This is a genomic window from Mesorhizobium sp. M6A.T.Ce.TU.002.03.1.1, assembly GCF_003997275.1.
In the GTDB taxonomy this organism is placed as follows: domain Bacteria; phylum Pseudomonadota; class Alphaproteobacteria; order Rhizobiales; family Rhizobiaceae; genus Mesorhizobium; species Mesorhizobium mediterraneum.
Window position 1 is genome coordinate 1 of sequence record NZ_RZTI01000061.1, and the last position, 16083, is coordinate 16083.

At 63.1% G+C, this 16083-nt stretch carries 12 protein-coding genes and 1 pseudogene; 3 read left to right on the forward strand and 10 right to left on the reverse strand.

Annotated features, from left to right (window positions below):
- From EOC93_RS18575 to mtnK, 9 genes and pseudogenes are all read right to left on the reverse strand, one after another.
- Nucleotides 1-965 (reverse strand): annotated as a pseudogene (locus EOC93_RS18575) (hypothetical protein); the annotation flags it as partial.
- Entirely contained in the window at nucleotides 962-1996 is a 1035-nt protein-coding gene (locus EOC93_RS18580; RefSeq protein ID WP_127205349.1) for a Gfo/Idh/MocA family oxidoreductase, read from the reverse strand. The gene EOC93_RS18580 and the pseudogene EOC93_RS18575, both read right to left, overlap by 4 nt.
- Nucleotides 1997-1998: 2 nt before the next feature.
- Entirely contained in the window at nucleotides 1999-3063 is a 1065-nt protein-coding gene (locus tag EOC93_RS18585) for an ABC transporter permease (RefSeq protein WP_127205350.1), read from the reverse strand.
- Nucleotides 3056-4606, reverse strand: a complete 1551-nt coding sequence (locus tag EOC93_RS18590) for a sugar ABC transporter ATP-binding protein (protein ID WP_127205351.1) — start codon at nucleotides 4604-4606, stop codon at nucleotides 3056-3058. The genes EOC93_RS18585 and EOC93_RS18590 overlap by 8 nt, the downstream gene beginning before the upstream one ends.
- Nucleotides 4603-5262 carry a DUF2291 family protein gene (locus tag EOC93_RS18595; protein WP_127205352.1) on the reverse strand — a complete coding sequence of 220 codons (660 nt, stop codon included), beginning with the start codon at nucleotides 5260-5262 and terminating at the stop codon, nucleotides 4603-4605. Before EOC93_RS18595 ends, EOC93_RS18590 begins: the two co-directional genes overlap by 4 nt.
- A gap of 76 nt (nucleotides 5263-5338) precedes the next feature.
- Nucleotides 5339-6280: a D-ribose ABC transporter substrate-binding protein gene (locus tag EOC93_RS18600; RefSeq protein ID WP_095483864.1), complete on the reverse strand. Its 942-nt coding sequence runs from the start codon at nucleotides 6278-6280 to the stop codon at nucleotides 5339-5341.
- 300 nt (nucleotides 6281-6580) lie between these two features.
- Complete coding sequence (locus tag EOC93_RS18605) at nucleotides 6581-7408, reverse strand: phosphogluconate dehydrogenase C-terminal domain-containing protein (protein ID WP_126103378.1); 828 nt, start codon at nucleotides 7406-7408, stop codon at nucleotides 6581-6583.
- A gap of 350 nt (nucleotides 7409-7758) precedes the next feature.
- Nucleotides 7759-8850 (reverse strand): S-methyl-5-thioribose-1-phosphate isomerase, encoded by a 1092-nt coding sequence (gene mtnA / locus EOC93_RS18610; protein WP_127205353.1) that lies wholly within the window; start codon nucleotides 8848-8850, stop codon nucleotides 7759-7761.
- Complete coding sequence (mtnK, locus tag EOC93_RS18615; RefSeq protein ID WP_127205354.1) at nucleotides 8847-10118, reverse strand: S-methyl-5-thioribose kinase; 1272 nt, start codon at nucleotides 10116-10118, stop codon at nucleotides 8847-8849. Before mtnK ends, mtnA begins: the two co-directional genes overlap by 4 nt.
- Nucleotides 10119-10254: 136 nt before the next feature.
- Between mtnK and EOC93_RS18620 the strand changes: the two genes are divergently transcribed.
- From EOC93_RS18620 to EOC93_RS18630, 3 genes are all read left to right on the forward strand, one after another.
- On the forward strand, nucleotides 10255-11781 hold the full coding sequence (locus EOC93_RS18620) for a sugar ABC transporter ATP-binding protein (protein ID WP_127205355.1): 1527 nt from the start codon (nucleotides 10255-10257) through the stop codon (nucleotides 11779-11781).
- 36 nt (nucleotides 11782-11817) lie between these two features.
- Complete coding sequence (locus EOC93_RS18625) at nucleotides 11818-12837, forward strand: ABC transporter permease (RefSeq protein WP_245461494.1); 1020 nt, start codon at nucleotides 11818-11820, stop codon at nucleotides 12835-12837.
- Nucleotides 12838-12898: 61 nt separating this feature from the next.
- Nucleotides 12899-13954, forward strand: a complete 1056-nt coding sequence (locus EOC93_RS18630) for a substrate-binding domain-containing protein (protein WP_095483870.1) — start codon at nucleotides 12899-12901, stop codon at nucleotides 13952-13954.
- Nucleotides 13955-14024: 70 nt separating this feature from the next.
- On the opposite strand, the gene EOC93_RS18635 is transcribed toward EOC93_RS18630, so the two are convergent.
- Complete coding sequence (locus tag EOC93_RS18635; protein ID WP_095483871.1) at nucleotides 14025-16079, reverse strand: bifunctional aldolase/short-chain dehydrogenase; 2055 nt, start codon at nucleotides 16077-16079, stop codon at nucleotides 14025-14027.
- Nucleotides 16080-16083: the final 4 nt, after the last annotated feature.

Consider the following 16083-nt stretch of genomic DNA (forward strand, 5'->3'; position numbering starts at 1 on the left):
ACGCATTCGAGCGTTGTCTTGGCCGGATAGGCTGCGGCGAGCTTGGCGTAGTACTGCAAAACGTCGAGGCCGTGGCCGCGCGTCGGATCATAATGGAACATCAACTGTTGCGGGCCGAGCGCGGACAGTGTCGGCAGGTTTGCAAGCGTCGTCTCGACCTCGTCCGGGTAGATGATCACGCCGATATCCGGCAGCGCCGGTCCGGCTTCGCCGATCTCGACGCGGATTGGCTCGGCGGTTGCGGCGGCAGCCGGCACTTTCCCGTCACCGGACACACGCAGGCTGATCGTCTGGCGCAGCATCTCGCCGGCAGGCAGTATGTAGGGCCATGGCAGCGCGAGCGGCCGGACGTAGGTCTTGTAGGACGCATCCGACCAGTTGCGCTGGTCCTCCATCTCGAACGCGTCGCCTTCCATCCGGCATTCGGCGGTGACGCCGGGCCGGACCTCATGGGTGATCGCCCGCAAATCCTTGAAAGGCTGCCAAGGGTCGATCAGGTCGGGAAGCTTTGTTTCCACCATGCTGCCGTCGGTGTGCTCGACCGTGACCTGGCTGCCGGCCAGGCCGGCGATCGGATGCAGGATGCAGAAGCCGCAGCGATTGGTCTCGAAATCGCTTTCGGGAAGCGCGCTCACGTCGAAAACCAGCTGGCCGTCGGCGGAACCTTCGATCGTCGCGCGAAAGTCGAGCCGGCTTCCCTCCGGTCCGACATAACTTGCCGAATAGCTGACAGTGAAAGTATCGGAGCCCTGGTCGATGACTAAATCCGTGAGCGCCGGCTCGTAGGTGCCCCAGTCGCGATCCCTGACGATATAGGCGATGGCACGCAGCACTTCGATGCCGCCATGGCGGATAGTCCGTAGATTGCCGTTGGCGAAGTCGGCGGTGAGCGCGCCGGCGCGCAGCCTGACAGGGTCGGCCTCGACCGCGCGCGTGCCATAGAGGAGGAAGGCGTCGGCGGTCATCTCAGCAAAGCGTCGAGCTGCACCGGTTCACGGCTCGCAGCACCCGCATAGGCAGCCTCGACCAGCGCGAAAGTCTTGAGGTTGTCGGCGCCCGAGGTTGCCGGCTCGGTTTTGTTCGCCAGGCAGTCGACCCAGTGCTTTTGAATGGCGACGACGCTTTCCTGTATGTTGTGCCATGGCCGCGATGCCCAGGGCAGCAGCGGCGGCGAGACGTCGCTGACCACCGTTCCGTTCCTGCCGGTGACGGTAAGCTGGTAATCCTGTGCAAGCCGGATCGTGCCGTCGCTGCCGTCGATCTCGATCAGCGTCTGCGGAAACGGCTCGGTCGCGAGCTTGGTCGCATAGCTGCAATCGACCACAGACGTTGCGCCGCTCTTGTGGTCCATCAGCATGGTAGCGACGTCCTCGCCGGCGATCTCAGGATTAATGCGAGCGGTGCGTGTCGTGATCGTCGAAACGTCGCCCAGCAGAAAGCGGGCAATGTCGAGGATGTGGATGCCAAGATCCTCGATGATGAAGCGCTTTCCCGTTGCCAGATATGGCTGGCCGGAAAACACGTCATAGGCCGAGCGGAACGAGATCCGTCCGAAGAAGGGTGTGCCGATTTCGCCGCTGTCGAGCACGGCACGCACCGCCTGGATGGGTGACTGCCAGCGAAAGTTCTCGTGCACCATCAGCGGCACGCCTGCGTCAATGCAGGCCTTCACCATGGCCTTGGCGTCGGCAAGCGTCGGCGCGAACGGTTTTTGGCAGATTGCCGGAACGCGGTGCCGTGCTGCCATCTCGACGAGCGGACGATGGCTCGGCGCGGTGGTGGCGATATCGACGAAATTCAGGCTTTCGCCGGCAAAAAGTGCTGCCGCGTCGGTGTAGCGCCGCGTGATGCCGAACTGGTCGCCGACGACCTTGAGCCGTTCCGGGTCGCGATCGCAAATAGCGACGATCGAGGCGCCGGCGATGTCGCGCCAGGCGTGCATCTGGTTGACGGCAAAGAAGCCGCAGCCGATCAGCGCTCCCCGCAGTTCCGCCACGCTCAGCCCGCCTTTGCCATCTGCATCAGCGTGACGCGCTGTTGCAGCCGGCGCTGCGCCTGGTCGACGACGACGGCGACGATGATGACGAGGCCCTTGATGACCATCTGCCAGAACGAGCTTACGCCCATCATGACCAGTCCGTCGGAGAGGATGCCGATGACGAAGGCGCCGACGATGGTGCCGCCGATCGTGCCGCGGCCACCCGACATCGAGGTGCCGCCGAGCACCGCCGCTGCGATGGCGTTGAGCTCGAAACTTTCGCCGGTCGCCGGGTGCGAGGCCATCAGTTCGGACGAGATGATCAGGCCGACGATCGCCGCGCAGAAACCGGAGAACATGTAGACGAACATCTTCACCATATTGACCCGGACGCCCGAAATCCGTGCCGCCCGCTCGTTGCCGCCGACGGCGAAGATGTGGCGGCCGAGCGGGGTGTATTTGGCGAGATAGGCCGCCCCAAGTGCTACGACGACAAGAATCCATATCGAGACCGGCAGGCCGAGCAGCCGGCCGGCGCCGAGGAAGCCGAAGCCCGTCGTGCCCAGATCGGGTTTGCCGACGAGGTTCGGGAAAGTGCGGCCGTCGGACGACAGCAGCGCCAGGCCGCGCGCGACATAGAGCACGCCGAGCGTGGCGATGAACGGGGCGACGTTCAGCCTGGTGATCAGCAATCCATTGACGGCGCCGATCAATATGCCGACCGCCAGCGTGATCAGTGCTATCTCGAAGACGTTGAAATAGATCGTGTAGCCGACCTGCAGGTCGATGCCGTTGAGCACGAGATAGCCGGCGACCATGCCGCAAAGACCGACGATCGAGCCGACCGACAGGTCGATGCCTCCGGTGATGATGACGAAGGTCATGCCCATGGCCAGGAACGCGTTCAGCGCCACGTGCTTCGACATCAGGATCAGATTGGCCGCCGACAGGAAATTGGGTGCTGCGATCGAGAAGAAGATCAGGACGGCGATCAATGCGATGAACGTCCTCGCCTTCATCAGCGTCAGCAGGACGGAGCCGTTCGAGGCGGAGGCAACAGCCGCCTTGGCCGGGATGTCAGTCATGGGCGGGGCTCTCCGTGTGCGGGACCGGTCCGTGGCCAAGCGCCGATGCGGCGACGAGTGCCGCCTCCGTCGCCTCGGCGCGATCGAACATGCCGGTCAGTTTTCCATTGCTCATCACCGCGATCCGGTCGGACAGCGCCATCACCTCGTCGAGATCGGAGGTGGCGAACAGTATGCCCAGTCCGTCGCGGGACAGTTTGCGCATGGTGCGAAAGACGTCGGCCTTGGCGCCAACGTCGATGCCGCGGCTCGGCTCGTCCATCAGCAGCACCTTCGGTCCGGTGAGCAGCGCCTTGCCGATCACCACCTTCTGCTGATTGCCGCCCGACAGCGACGAGACCTCTTGCGCCGGATTGGCGACCTTGATCGCCAGCTCCCGCACCATCTGCGTCACCGCCTGGTTTTCCTTGGCGCCGCTGATATGGAACAGGCGCACAAACCGCGACAGGCTGGCCAGCGTCAGGTTGCTGGCGACGGAGAGTATCGACACCAGCCCTTCGCGCTGGCGGTCCTCGGGGATCAGCGCCAGTCCGCGCCGGATGCGACGCGTCGTATCACGTTCTTTCACTTTCTTGCCGGCAATGAAGATCGCCCCGGTGGCATGGCCGTGGCGACCCATGATGCAGTCGAACAGCTCGCTGCGTCCGGCACCCATCAGCCCATAGATGCCGAGGATCTCGCCGGCACGCAGCGACAGCGAGACATGATCGACCGCAAGCCCGCCGGTCACGCGCGGCAGGCAGATGTCCTCGGCGCGGAATATCTCTTCGCCTGGAACATGGCCGTCGGCCTTGGCGAAGTCCTTGGCGTCCGAGCCGATCATCTGCCGCACGATCCATTGCGTGTCGACGTTTTTCATCTTCTCTTGGCCGGTGATCCGCCCATCGCGCAGAACGGTGATGTAGTCGCCGATACGGATCAGCTCCTCGAGCCGGTGCGAGATGTAGACGATCGCCACGCCGCGCGCCTTGAGGTCGGCAATGACCTTGAACAGGATCTCGACCTCCGCCGCACTCAGCGCCGAGGTCGGCTCGTCCATGATGAGGATGCGCGCATCCAGCGAAACCGCCTTGGCGATCTCGACCAGCTGCTGCTGGCCGATGCGCAGGTCCTCGACCAGCATGTCGGGCCGGATGCCGGCTTCCAGGCGCTCGAGGAATTTCGCCGCACGGCGCTCCTGTTCTCGGCTGTCGATCTTGCGGAACCGGTTGATGATCTCGCGGGTGGCGAAAATGTTTTCGGCGACGGTCAGGTTGCCGAACAGGTTCAGCTCCTGAAACACCATGCCGATGCCGCGGTTCACCGCGTCCCCGGATGACGAGAAGGAAACCTCTTCGCCCTCCAGGAGTATGCGGCCGAGCGTCGGCTGTTCGACGCCGGCGATGATCTTCATCAGCGTCGATTTGCCGGCGCCGTTCTCGCCGACCAGCACGTTGACCGCGCCCTTGCGCACCTCGAAATTCGCGCGCTTGACCGCGACGGTGCCCGAATAGACCTTCGAGACGTCTTCCAGCTTCAGGATCACATCGTGATCGGTAGTCATGGCTTCGGCCCGATCTCTGCCTCCGCCGGCGTCACCAGCGGCAGGTCCTGGCCGCTGCCCATGACATAGGCGCCGACAATCCTGACGCTCCGGCCCTCCAGCGCTTCGCGCGGCAGCTTGGAAAGCACTGTCTTGTCGGCATGGATGTTGAACGCCTTGCCGAACTGGGCGAAGTCGATCTGGTTGGTGAAGTCGTTGAACTGGATGAAGTCGAGGCTGTCGCGCAGCGCGGTGCCACGCACCGCAGGTCCGATCTGCACCCGCGCATCGGCCTTGCCGTCACCGTCGGCATCGACATCCATCGTCGCCGCGCGAGACTGCGTATTCGCCGTGACCACCTTACCTTCGAGGCGAACCGCGAAGGTCCATGGCGAATTCGCCTGCTTCTTCGGATTGCCGTACTTGGCACCGGCAGCCGCTGGATCGGCTTTCGCCAGGGCGTGAACCTCGGGAAATGGTCCGGCTTTCTGCTGGAGATAGGGCACCATCTTGGCAGCCCAGATATCCCCGACCATTTTGTCCGCATTGAAGGCCGGGGCATTGCCGCCGTTTTCCCCGGACGGTGTCGGCAGGATCTTGCAGGCGGTCAGGCTGATGCCGACCATCGCGACAAGGATCGGCGCGGCGAGGATCGAGCATGTCGGCTTGTTCGGCATGGCGGTCAGGGCACCCAGGAAATGGAAGCAAGGGACGAGCCGGAAGCTCGTCCCTTGCGATTGATGTTACGCCGGCTCAGTTGGTGAGCGCAAAAGTTTCCAGTTTGGCGGCATTGTCGCCGTTGATCAGGACGCAGTCCATCAACTGCTTTTCCTCGGCCGGAGACTTCTTGTTCTTGATGAAGTCGTTGGCCTGCTCGACTGCCATCTGCGCCTGCGCATAGGCCGGCTGCAGGACTGTGGCCTTGATGCCGCCTGAGGCGATCGAGTCGCGAACGTCGTTCGATCCGTCGAAGCCGACGACGATGACGTCTTTGCGTCCGGCGGCAGCGAGCGCGGCATAGGCGCCCATCGCCATCGTGTCGTTGCCGGAGATCACGCCTTTGATGTCAGGATTGGCCTGGAGGATCGATTCCATCTTGGAATAGGCCTCGGTCTGGCTCCAGTTGGCCGACTGCTGCGCCACCATCTTCAGATCCGGATAGTCGTCGATGACATCGTGGTAGCCCTTGGAGCGGATGCCGGCATTGGTGTCGGATTCCTTGCCGACCAGCTCGACGAAATTGCCCTTCTCGCCCATCAGCTTGACGAACTCCTGCGCGCCGAGCTGGGCGCCCTGGTAGTTGTTCGAGACGATCTGCGCGACGGCGACGCCGGTGGCGTTGATCTCGCGGTCGATCAGGAAGGACGGAACGCCGGCGTCCTTGGCTTTCTGCACGGCGGCGACGGTGGCGTCGGCGCCGGCATTGTCGAGGATGATTGCCTTGGCGCCGCGGCCGATCGCCGTGTCGATCAGCTCGGACTGCTTGTTGGCGTCGTCGTCATGGACGAGCACCAGCGCTTCGTAACCGAGTTCCTTGGCCTTGGCTTCAGCGCCGACGGCTTCGGCCTTGAAGAACGGATTGTCGTGCGAAGGCGTGATGATGGCAATGAGATCCGCCGCATAAGCGGGTGCGGCCGTGCCGAGTGCCAGCATGCCGGCAAAAGCCGCAAGCGTCATTCTGCGAGTGAGTTTCATGATTTCCTCCCGTTTTGAAAACTATGCCTTGATCAACCCAAGGCTGCTGTCTGCATGCAATTCATTTAGATGGCTCGGGCGCGGATAGACTGGGTTCAAAGCCGTTTGCCGGTTCATCTCAACGGAACGTCGCTCCCCAGCCATCCTCCACCCCAGGCCCGAATTTGCTTCGAAGCCTGATGGTCCTAGCCACCGTACAGCTAAGCCAACTGGTATAATGAGTCAATCACTAATTCAGATGACATGTGTCGGCACGCCCGCGACTTTCCTTCTCCCCTCGGGGAGAAGGAAAAGGTCATCTCAGGTAATCCGCTGAATGCTTGCCGCAATCTCTTCCGGCTCGAAGACCCGCTTCCAGTCGTCGCGCATCAAGACCGGCTTGCCGAACTCGATGGCCTTGTTGCAGGCGTCGGAGAACACGCCCTTGGTTTCACCGAAGATGACGGCGCCGAGCACGTTCATGTGGCCAAGCAGGAAGTCGAGCGCCGCCTGCTGGTCAACCCCGCGCGCGACGACCTCGTCGACCGCTTCCTTCATGACGACGAGCAGCGAGGCGCAGACAGTCTCCGAAAGGCCCGGCTCGAGCAGCGCCATCTGGTCGACCGTGACGCGATGCGACCGCATGACCGGAGCCCATATGATCTTGGCGATTGCTTCGCCCTTGGCGAAATCTTCCTCCGGCCCCTGCATCAGTGCGCTGACCATATGCTGCTTAGCCTTGACGCCGCCGAAATAGTCCTTCTTGGCCGCCATATCGGTCTCGTCGTTGAAGATCGGCGGATGGCAGGGATGGGTGACGAAATAGGTCAGGTCCGGCCGCTTCGGCAAATGGCCGGCGAAAGGTGCTGCGGCGTCGAGCACGACCACCATCGTGCCGGCAGCAAGCTTGCTCTCGATGCTGGCCGCGACCTTGCCGATATGGGTGTCGGGAACCGCCAGGATCACCACTTCGGCGCTATCAAGGGCTTCATCGGCGCTGACCGCGTCGATGCCCAGCCCCGTCTTTAGTCGCTCGCAGCCGGCGTCGCTGACCTCGACATGGCGTATCGTGTAGGGAGAGCCGCGAAAATTGGTCGACAGGCGGTAACCCATTTTGCCGCCGGCGCCAAACAGCGCAATGGTTGTCATCTAGCCGTACTCCTGATCTCCAACGATGGCCCTGCCGATCGTCATCTTAGTAGCTGGTATAATCACCCTACCATATTTTGGCAACCGGATAGGAATCGGATGCCGCCAGTCTCGGCCGGGCCCTTCGTCAGTGCCTTTGGTTGTTATCGCATCGATGGACGATCGCCTTGCCTTAGCCGGCTGCCGGCGAGGCGAGTATCAGGATGTCAGGCAGAATCGTCCGCCGTCAAAATGCCGGCTGTCAGAAAATGAGCTACTCTGGATGCACCCAAGCAGCGCCCCTGCCACGGATATGGGCAGCTGGCCTCGCTTATCCGCTGATGCCGCTTTCGAAAGTCAATGAAGCCGAATCAGCGTCCGGGAAACATTGCCTTCAAGCCTTCGCGCGAGGCCTTGGCGACACCGCGTTCCGTGATCAATCCGGTGACCAGTCGCGCCGGCGTCACGTCGAAGGCCGGGTTTGCCGCGGGCGTCGTCTCCGGCGAGATGCGGACCTGCGCAATCTCGCCACTCGCGGTCTTGCCCCAGACCAGCGAGACCTCGTCGCTGGAGCGCTGCTCGATCGGGATTTCGGCCAGCCCGTCGCCCACCGTCCAGTCGATGGTCGGCGAGGGCAGCGCGACGTAGAACGGCACGTCGTTATCCGCCGCGGCCAGCGCCTTCAAATAGGTGCCGATCTTGTTGCAGACATCGCCGTCGGCCGTGGTGCGGTCGGTGCCGACGATGACCATGTCGATCTCGCCGCGCTGCATCAGATGGCCGCCGGCATTGTCGACGATCAGCGTGTGCGGCACGCCGTGGCCGGCCATTTCCCATGCCGTCAGCTGGGCGCCTTGATTGCGTGGGCGCGTTTCGTCGACATAGACGTGAACGGGAATGCCCGCTTCAACAGCCAGATAGATCGGCGCCGTGGCGGTGCCGTAGTCGACGGTGGCCAGCCAGCCGGCGTTGCAGTGGGTCAGGATGTTGACCGGCTCGCCCGGCTGCTTGCGCGCCGCGATTTCCTTGATGATTTCAAGCCCGTTGGCGCCGATGGCGCGGTTGAGGCCGACATCCTCGTCGGCGATTTCGCCGGCGCGCCGGTAAGCAGCCTCGGCGCGTTGCCCAGATGGAAGCGGCCGCAGGACGTTTCGCATCTCATCGAGCGCCCAGCGCAGATTGATCGCCGTCGGGCGTGTTTCGTGCAAGACCTCCCAAACGCTGTCGAGTGCGGCATCCGAAGGGTCGTCGGCGAGTTGCATAGCGACGCCATAGGCGGCGGTGACGCCGATCAGCGGTGCGCCGCGCACCCACATGTCGCGGATCGCGGTGGCGATGCCGGCAACGGTGCTGACTTTCTCCACGCGGAAATCATGCGGCAGCCAGCGCTGGTCGATGATCTCCACCGAACGCCCGTCGTCGCTCAGCCAGATGGTGCGATAGTGGCGGTCGCCGACGTTCAAATCCTGTTCTCCCGTTCGATCAGCGCGGCCAATTTGTTGACCTCATCGATGCTGTGAATCTGCCGCCGGTTGACGGCGATGTGACGGCCGAACTTCAGCGCCTTCGCCTCACATGTGGCGCGCAGATCCTCGTCGGCAATGGTCTCGAAATCGGCGTTGTGCGCGAGGCCCAGAATGCGCCGGTGCACCTCGACGCCGGCAAAGCCCAGCATGTCGGTCCAGACCTGATGCAGCATGTGGTCGAGCGCCTGTTCAGCGCCGAGCCTGTCGCCCTGATCTTCGAACAGGCTCTTCTGGTAGAGCATGCCCGTGCGCTCGGTCCGCCACAGATGCGAGAACTCGGTGCGGAACACCGACCATGTCTCGACCGTGACGTCGAGCAGATAGGCGCGCATGGTGTCGCGCTTTCCATTTTGCTCGTGGCCGCGCTGCGAGAAGAACGCCATCCAGAAATTGGCAAGCAGCATGCCGACATCGAACGCGATCGGGCCGTAAAAGGCGAATTCGGGATCGATCATCCGCGTTTCGGTGTCAGTGACCATGATCGACCCGGAATGCAGGTCGCCATGCAGCAGCGTCTCTGCATTGGCCGCGAAGATGTGCTTCAGCCGCTGCGCCTCGACCTTGAGGTCGCGGTCGGCGCGCAGCTCGGCGACGATGCGGTCGAGCTGTGGGCTCGTATGCCGGTTCATCTTGGCATCGAAATAGGGGTCCGAGAAAACCAGGTTCTCGGTGATGTCGCAAAGCTCGACATTGTCGGCGAACAGCGCCAGATCGGCTTTGCGGTCCTTGGCCGCCATATGCAGGTCGGAGCCGCGAAACAGGGTGCGGGCCATGAACAGGCCGATGTCTCTGGCGATCTTCGGCAACTGCCGGCCCTCGATCAGCGCGCGCCGCAGGATGATGTGCGGCGACAGATATTCCATGATGATTAGCGCCTGGCCTTCGTCGAAGTGATGGATCGCCGGCACCGAACCGGGCGCTCTCGCCTGTTGTCGTGTCAGCGCATGATATTCGAAGAAGGAGCGCTTCAACGGCAGCGGCCAGCTGTCACCGACCAAGCGGACATAGGGCAGGGCCTGCTTGACGACGGCAGCACCCGTGGCGCCCTCGACGATAAAGACCAGGTTCAGATTGCCGTCGCCGACCTCGCGGACCTTCCAACGGGCCGTATCCTTGCCGATATGCGAACACAGGGCCTCGTTGGCGCCGAGGCGTGCCGCCAATGTCTCGACCGACAGTGCTTCGAATGGCAATTTCGCAGTCATCCTCACCCTCCCGCTTAGGTGCTCCCATCATAGTGAAGCCATGGCGGTTGGTCCAAGCTAGGAAGCTCTCTGGCAATTGTCAATCGTGTTGACAATTGCCGGGACAGCTCCTAGCGTCACGGTCAGGGAGGAACGAATGGGCAATGATGCCGTGTTCCGCGTGGACGGCCTGAGGAAGTCCTTCGGCCATATCGAGGTGCTTGGCGGCGTCTCGCTCGATTTGCATGCCGGCGAAGTAACCGTGCTGATGGGCGCTAACGGTGCCGGAAAATCCACCCTGGTCAAGATCATCAGCGGCGTCTACGAGCGCGGCGGCGGCACGATGAGCCTCGCCGGCCAGGACTTCGCGCTCCAAGACTTCGCGCCAAAAACGCCGGCGGAAGCGATCCGCGCCGGCGTCGTCACCGTTCACCAGAACATCAATGACGGTGTCGTCGCCGATCTCGACGTCGCCACCAATTTGACGCTGGACAGGCTGAGCGGCAGCGGCGCGCCGACCCTGTTCAATCCGGGCCGGGTGCGTCGCGAGGCAAAGGCGGTTGCCGACCGCATGGAACTGACGATCGACCTGAAAGCCCGGATCAGCGATCTCTCGCTGGCCGACCGCCAGATGGTGGCGATTGCCCGCGCCATGGCGCATCAGCCGAAAGTGCTGATCCTCGACGAGCCGACCTCCTCTTTGTCCAGCGCCGAAGCCGACCGGCTGTTCGCGCTGCTCGACAGGCTTCGCGAGCAGGGCGTCGCGATCCTCTACATCTCGCACCGCATGTCCGACATCAGGCGGCTTGCCGACCGGATCGTCTCGATGCGCGACGGCGTTATCTCAGGTGTTTTCGACCGCAAGCCACTCGACTATGAGGGCGCGGTCAACGCCATGCTCGGCCGCAAGATCCACCTCGACCGGATCGTCGCCAGGAACTCGGCCAGGCCTGTCCTGACGATCGACGGGTTACGCATTGCAGAAGGGTCCAGGCCGATCTCGCTGACGCTCGGCGACGGCGAGGTCGTTGCCATCACCGGCCTCGTCGGCGTCGGCAAGACGGCGCTCGCTGAGACGCTGTTTGGCGTGCGCAAGCCGCTGTCCGGGACCATGGTGCTGAACGGGAAACCTTACGCACCGGGTTCGACGGGCGAGGCGATCGCCGCCGGCGTATTTCTTGTCGCCAAGGACCGGGGCGAAAACGGCATCGTCGGCGACTTCAACATCCAGGAAAATATCAGTCTCCCGTTCCACAAGCGGATGTCGCGTCTCGGCGTACTCAAGCGCCGCATCGAGCGCGCCACCGCCCGCCGGCAAATCCAGGAGTTGGGCATCGTCTGCCGCTCGGAGAAGGACGAGATGTCCGCCCTGTCCGGCGGCAACCAGCAGAAGGTGATGGTCGCCCGCTGGATGTCGCAGGCCGCAAGACTGTTCATTCTGGACGAGCCTTTTCAGGGCGTCGACATTTCGGCCAGGCGCGATATCGCGGCCAAGCTGCGGGCGAGCGCGAACGGCCGTGCGACGCTGCTGTTCGTCACTGAACTTGACGAAGCGCTGGAGACCGCCGACCGCATCCTGGTGATGTCGGAGCAGACGATCGTCGGCGAACATCGCAACGCCGACATCGACCTCGAGCGTCTGCTGGCCGAAGTGGCGGGCGGGCCGTCGCAGAGCGCGGCCTGAGAGCGGGCAGATGGTGAGAATTGGAATGGAGAGGGCATGAGTTCGGGTTGGATTGAGATGGCAGCCGCGCGCGACCTTGCCATCCGCTACGGGTTCATCGTTTTGCTGTTTGGGTTGATCGCCTATTTCGCGATCGCCGCCGGCGGCTTCGTCTCGCCGCAAAGTGCCGTCTTCATCTTCCAGTCGGTCGCCATCACCGGCGTGCTGGCGCTTGGCGTCACCGCCACTCTGGTCGTCGGCGGCTTCGACCTGTCGATAGGCTCGGTCGCCACCAGCGCCATGATGGCGGCAGCCTATGTCATGGTGGTGCTGGAGCAGAACGCCGTCGTCGCGGTTATCGCCTGTCTCGCGATCGGTGTCATCGTCGGCCTCATCAATGGCTGGCTGATCGTCTATATGCGCGTGCCGGACCTTCTGGCGACGCTCGGCATGATGTTCCTGCTCGTCGGCTTGCAGCGCATCCCGACCGAAGGCCGCTCGATCGCCACCGGCATGACGATGCCCGATGGCTCGGTGGCCAACGGCACGTTCAGCGCCGCCTTCCTGGCGCTTGGCCGCCACCGCTTCGATTTCTTCATCCCCAACCTCATTCCCGTTTCGGTCGTCGTCCTGCTCGTGCTTGCAGTGCTGATCTGGTTCTTTCTCGAATACACCCGTTTCGGCCGCATGATGTACGCGGTCGGCAGCAACGAGCGGGCTGCCGAGCTCGCTGGCGCGCCTGTCAAGGCATACAAAATCTGGGCCTACGTTATTTCAGGAGTTTTTGCTTCGATCGGCGGCATTTTGCTCGCTGCCCGGCTTGGACGCGGTGATATTGCCTCGGGTAATAATCTCCTGCTCGACGCTGTCGCCGCGGCGCTCATCGGCTACGCGGTCCTTGGGGCCGCCAAGCCGAACGCCTTCGGCACGGCCGTCGGTGCGGTGTTTGTCGGCGTGCTGCTGCAGGGCCTGACGATGATGAACGCGCCCTACTACACGCAGGATTTCATCAAGGGCGTGGTTCTCGTGGTTGCCCTTGTCTTCACCTTCGCCCTTTCCGGCAGGGGCAAGAGGTAGGATTTCGACAGATAGGATTTCGACCAGCTGAAATTTGAGTTCAACAAGTGGAGGAAGAAACATGAAGATCACAAGAAGACTATTGGGGGCGGCAGCGCTTGGGCTTGCCGGCGCCGCGCTGCTTATGCAGGTGCCGGCGATGGCGCAGGATAAGCCGGCGCCGTTCGATAAGCCCGGCGCCGTCAAGATCGCGCTGGTCCGCTATCTCTCGACCGGCGACTTCTTCCAGGCCTATCTGTCCGGTGTCGAAGCGCAGGCCAAGGCGCTTGGCGTCGATCTGCGCGTCCTCGACAGCCGTCAGGATGCCGCCCTTCAGGCAGACATGGTCGACCAGGCCATTGCGCTTGGCGTCCAGGGCATCATCATCCAGCACGGCCTGACGGAATCGATGAAGGAAGCCGCCCAGCGCGCGGTCGACGCCGGCATCAAGGTCGTCGCTTTCGACGTCAATGTCGAAAACCCCAAAATCCCGCAGATCGAGCAGTCCGACCGCGACCTCGCCCGCCTCGCGCTCGAACAGGCGATCAAGGACAATGGCGAGAGCTGGAAGGCCGGCTATGTCTATGTCGCCGGCATCGCGCCGCTCGACCGCCGCAACGAGACCTGGGTCGACTTCAAGAAGAAATATGCGGGCATCAACGAGGCGGCGATGTTCGGCACGCTCGACAATCCGATCGCCAATTCCGTCGCCAACCAGGCTCGTTCGGTGCTGTCGGCCAACCCCGACATCAAAGTGATGTTCGCGCCCTATGATGAATTCGCCAAGGGCGTGAAGATCGCCGTCGACGAGGCGGGATTCAACAAGGACATCAAGATCTATTCGGCCGACATTTCGACCTCCGACATCGCCGCGATGCGCGAGCCCGACAGCGCCTGGGCGGCAACCGCCGCCACCAATCCGGCCGTCGTCGGCCAGGTTTCGGTGCGCGCGCTGGCGCAGCTTTTGGCCGGCGAAGACCCCGGTCACAACGTCATCGTGCCGCCGACGTTGATCACCCAGAAGGACCTTATCGACAAGGACATCAAGAACATGGAAGACCTCTCGGCCAAGCTGCCGCAGTTCGCCCATGCCGATGTCGCGATGCCGGCCTGGATGCCGAACCCGAACGCCAAGTAGCTTTTTATCGCAGGCGAAAGAAAAGAGCGGCTTTCGGGCCGCTCTTTTTGCGTCTGGACTGTTCTTGAGCCTACCTCAACGCCGCCGCGATGTTGCCGCCATCCACCGTCGTTACATCGGCGGTGGTCCGCTCGGCCAGCGCATGATGCAGGAACGCTTGGGCCACGTCTTCGGCCGTCACTTCCTGCCCAAGCAGGTTGCCCGCCATGTACTCCTTCTCCGACACGCCGCGCGCGCCAGAACGGCTGGCGATCATGGCGTCGGTCAAAAGCCCCGAACGGATGCGGTCGGCGTTGACCGCATTCGAGCGGATGCCATGCGCGCCATAGTCGAGGGCATATTGCCTGGACAGGAACAGCGTCGCCGCCTTGGGGATGCCATAGGCGCCGAACTTCGGACCCGGATTGATTGCCTGCTTGGAGGTGTTGAACAGGAGCACGCCGCCGGTGCCCTGTTCGAGCATGATGCGCACTGCGTTCTGGGCCGCCGACTGATGGGCGAAGAAATTGAGCTCGAAGCTCTTGCGCAAAGTGGCGTCGTCGAGCTCGCCGATCCTGCCTTCCCAAGCAGCACCCGCGTTGGAAACCAGGATGTCGAGGCCGCCGAAGACGGCGACCGCCTTGTCGAACGCAGCGCGCATCTGCGCCGGATCGGTGATGTCGGCGCCGATGCCGATCGAACTGTTGCCGGCCTTCTTGGCCGCTTCCGTCGCCCTTGCCGCATCGAGATCGACGACGACGGCATGGGCGCCATTGTCGGCGAACAGCTTTGCGGTGGCGGCGCCGATCGCGCCGGCGCCGCCGGTGACCAGCATAACCTGGCCGGTCAGCGGCTTCGGCTTGTTGGAGGCGAGCTTGGCCTGCTCCAGCGACCAGTATTCGAGCGGGAACAGGTCGGCTTTGGACAGTGGACGGAAATCGCCGACTGCTTCGGCTCCACGCACCGCCTCGATCCACATCTCGCCGACGTCGGATGCGATCTTCGCATCCTTCAGCGTGCGGCCATGGCCGAACATGCCGAGGCCCGGCACCAGCGTCAGCCGCGGCATCTGGTCGAGCATCGTGCGCTTCACATCGTCGAGCGCGTCGTTGGTTTCGAAGTAGGCGCGATAGTCCTTGGCGAATTTTTCGACATGCTGGCGGATGGCGGATTTGTAGTCGCCGATCTTGTCCGCGTCGGGTGCCGGCAGCGCCATCGGTCCGGTCTTGATGCGGATCGACAGGTCGGGTGTCGATACGCCGCGCCCGGCATAGTCGGCAATCCTGGCGGAATTGATGAAATCGACGATCGCGTCCGACGTGCGGAAGTCGCCGATCATGCGGTCGAAGCGGCCTTCGCCGCGCGCTACGGCCACCGCGCCGCGCAGCATCGGCGCAATGTCCGCGGGCCCGGCAAGCCTGGCTGGCAAGGCCGATTTTTCGGCAGGCGGCTTGCCATTCCTGGCGATGAAATCCTCGGCGACGTTCACATAGTGGATCATCCGGTCGTAGGCCTGTTTAGCATCGTCGCCGAAGGTGAAAATGCCATGCTTGTCGAGGATCAGGCCTTCGACCGTCGGGTCGGCGTCGAAGACATCGGCAGCCGCCTTCGCCAGATCGAAGCCCGGCATGATGTAGGGCACGTAACCCATCTTGCTGCCGAAGACCTTCTTGCTCAACGCCTTGCTGTCGTCCTGGTCGACGATGGCCAGAATGGCGGTCGAGTGCGTGTGGTCGACGAATTTGTGCGGCAGGAAGGCGTGCAGCAGCGTCTCGACCGAAGGGTTCGGCGAACACGGATCGATGAGGTTCCCCCGCTGCAGCGCGACCATGTCTTCGTCGGAGAGCTTTTTGAGCGACCGCGCCTTGAGCAGGGCGCCGAGCTTGACCGCCGGCAGGCCCTGCGGCTCGATCACGCCCATGTCCCAGCCGCTGCCCTTGACGCAGAGCACGTCCCATTCGTCGCCGACGAGGTCGGTGGCCTTTGTCTTGCAGGAGGTGTTGCCGCCGCCATGCAGGACAAGCCGCGGTTCGCCGCCCAGAAGCCTGGTCGTATAGACGCGCAGCGCCAGGTCGCGGGCCACACCCTTCTTTGCATAGTCGGCAACCAGCTTCTCCGCCTCGCCGTCATTCCATAGGTTCTTCATGTTC

What these genes read in the sequence shown, in the direction of transcription:
- EOC93_RS18630 (WP_095483870.1), top strand. Translation starts at nt 12,899, where the DNA reads ATGAAGATCACAAGAAGACTATTGGGGGCGGCAGCGCTTGGGCTTGCC.
- EOC93_RS18620 (WP_127205355.1), top strand. Translation starts at nt 10,255, where the DNA reads ATGGGCAATGATGCCGTGTTCCGCGTGGACGGCCTGAGGAAGTCCTTC.
- EOC93_RS18585 (WP_127205350.1), bottom strand. Translation starts at nt 3,063, where the DNA reads ATGACTGACATCCCGGCCAAGGCGGCTGTTGCCTCCGCCTCGAACGGC.
- EOC93_RS18605 (WP_126103378.1), bottom strand. Translation starts at nt 7,408, where the DNA reads ATGACAACCATTGCGCTGTTTGGCGCCGGCGGCAAAATGGGTTACCGC.
- EOC93_RS18625 (WP_245461494.1), top strand. Translation starts at nt 11,818, where the DNA reads ATGAGTTCGGGTTGGATTGAGATGGCAGCCGCGCGCGACCTTGCCATC.
- EOC93_RS18590 (WP_127205351.1), bottom strand. Translation starts at nt 4,606, where the DNA reads ATGACTACCGATCACGATGTGATCCTGAAGCTGGAAGACGTCTCGAAG.
- EOC93_RS18595 (WP_127205352.1), bottom strand. Translation starts at nt 5,262, where the DNA reads ATGCCGAACAAGCCGACATGCTCGATCCTCGCCGCGCCGATCCTTGTC.
- EOC93_RS18635 (WP_095483871.1), bottom strand. Translation starts at nt 16,079, where the DNA reads ATGAAGAACCTATGGAATGACGGCGAGGCGGAGAAGCTGGTTGCCGAC.
- EOC93_RS18600 (WP_095483864.1), bottom strand. Translation starts at nt 6,280, where the DNA reads ATGAAACTCACTCGCAGAATGACGCTTGCGGCTTTTGCCGGCATGCTG.
- mtnK (WP_127205354.1), bottom strand. Translation starts at nt 10,118, where the DNA reads ATGACTGCGAAATTGCCATTCGAAGCACTGTCGGTCGAGACATTGGCG.